This is a genomic window from Aerococcus sp. L_32, from assembly GCF_050689315.1.
The window spans coordinates 1-1,987 of the sequence record NZ_JBOEQF010000356.1; the positions used below are offsets into that span (position 1 = coordinate 1).

Annotated in this window: 3 protein-coding genes; all 3 read right to left on the reverse strand. The window is 35.3% G+C overall.

Features of this window, described 5'->3' with window-relative positions; all coding sequences use genetic code 11:
* Window positions 1-333: 333 nt before the first annotated feature.
* Genes nusB through efp form a run of 3 tightly spaced genes read right to left on the reverse strand, consistent with a single transcriptional unit; the run spans window position 334 to window position 1,955 of the window.
* On the reverse strand, window positions 334-975 hold the full coding sequence (nusB, locus tag ACRCJ0_RS12860) for a transcription antitermination factor NusB (protein ID WP_417893796.1): 642 nt from the start codon (window positions 973-975) through the stop codon (window positions 334-336).
* Between the two features lie 21 nt (window positions 976-996).
* Window positions 997-1,371, reverse strand: coding sequence for an Asp23/Gls24 family envelope stress response protein (locus tag ACRCJ0_RS12865; protein ID WP_026466155.1), 375 nt, complete (start codon window positions 1,369-1,371; stop codon window positions 997-999).
* 23 nt (window positions 1,372-1,394) lie between these two features.
* A complete protein-coding gene (efp, locus tag ACRCJ0_RS12870) occupies window positions 1,395-1,955 on the reverse strand; it encodes an elongation factor P (RefSeq protein WP_016897019.1) in 561 nt (186 codons plus the stop codon).
* Window positions 1,956-1,987 lie beyond the last annotated feature (32 nt).

Sequence of the window (1,987 nt, forward strand, 5' to 3'; positions counted from 1 at the left end):
ATTTTGTCAGCAAATCTAGTTTTAGTTCGTGCATATGATGCACTCGCTTCATCATCACCACAAAGAATAATGACTATTTTAGGGTGAATGCCTTTATCTTTTAATTCACTTACTCTTTGTTTCAATAACTCAGTTTGAACTTTAACATATTCTTTGGAACGAATTTCTATCATAATTGCCCACCTTATCCATAATGTAATGTAACAAGTATATCGAAAGTTGAGCCATATTAACAGTATTGTAGTGGCAATATAATTAAATTATACCTATATACATTTAAAAAACCGGGACTCAGGTCCCGGTCTCTTGCACACAAAACGATTATTCAGCTGACTATTCACTGTCTAAGTCTGTTTCGCCCTCTTCAATAGTATCAATATCAACAGTCTCTACTGGTTTAACATCGCCATTCGCGCTGGCTTTTAATTCAGCTAGGACGTTTGATAAGATCCCGTTAATAAATTTACGTGCACGGTCGTCCGAATATAATTTAGCTAATTCAATTGCTTCATTAACCGCTACTACGCGGGGAACCGTTTCTTCATCGGTAAATAGTAATTCGAACACAGCTACTCGTAGAATTTGTAGATTCACTAATTCTAGTCGTTGCACTGACCAATTACCATGGATATGGTTATCTATCATTTGGTCAATCTCAAAGCGATTTGCTTTAACACCTTCTACTAATGTACGTAAATAAGCGGGAACAGTCACATCTTCAGTAACATCCGGTAATTTATCAAAATGATTTTTAGCTGAAAAATTCTCAATACTATCTTTCAACTTGATTGCATGATTTTCATACTCAATAAATTCTTCTTCAGTTAATTCCTCAAAATTCACCTTTTGACCCAATTTCTTGTGGTTTTGTAGGATATGATTGAAGGCACTTTCCAAAGAAAGTTGTGGATTGAACTCTTGTTCATAAGATATTAATACAGCGAGTTCTCTAATTTGTGATAACCCTAATTTCATACTTGTTCCCCTTAATACGATTTATTTACTTGCTTTTTCCATATACAAGTTTGTTACATGTACGTTTACGACATCAATCGTAATATCTGTCATGTACTTCACTTGGTCAATTACCTGTGATTGAATATTTTGTGCGACTGCAATTACAGCAGTCCCAAAATATAATTCTACAGACATATCTAATACCATTTCATTTCGATTATTTTGATAAAGAATTACTCCGGCATCGCGTTGGAAAACATCTTGAATTGTCTTGTTAGCACGTTTAATTGCTCGAACACCTTTGCTTTGCAAGGCCGTCGCTGCAGCAATATTTTCGATTACTTGAGGAGCAATTTCAATTGCACCGGTAGCTTGCACTTGATTATGCTTGTATGCTTCAATTTTATCAGCCATTGTCGTTCACTCCTTATCTCAAATTACGCGCGTGAAATGTACTCTCCACCGTTAGAAGTATTGATTACTAATTTGTCACCAGCGTTAACAAAGAATGGTACGTTAACAACTACACCTGTTTCCATAGTAGCAGGTTTAGAACCACCTGAAGCAGTATCACCTTTGATACCCGGTTCTGTTTCTTTAACAACTAATTCAACTGTCTTAGGTAATTCAACACCTAATACCTCAGCACCAAAAGTGATGATTTTAACTTCCATATTTTCTAACATGAATTTTAATTCGTCTTGGATTTGGTTAGCAGGAATTTCAGTTTGTTCGTAAGTTTCGTTATCCATGAATACGTGAGTATCGCCATCAGCGTATAAGTATTGCATGTCACGGTTTTCGATATGAGCAGTTTCTACTTTTTCACCTGCACGCCAAGTCTTATCTAATAATGCACCTGTACGTAAGTTTTTTAATTTTGAACGCACGAAAGCAGACCCTTTACCTGGTTTAACATGTTGAAACTCAACAACACGGAATAAGTTACCATTATCTTGAATAGTTAAGCCTGTTTTAAAATCGTTTGTTGTAATCATATTTACATCTCCTAAAAAATTTAATCATACCA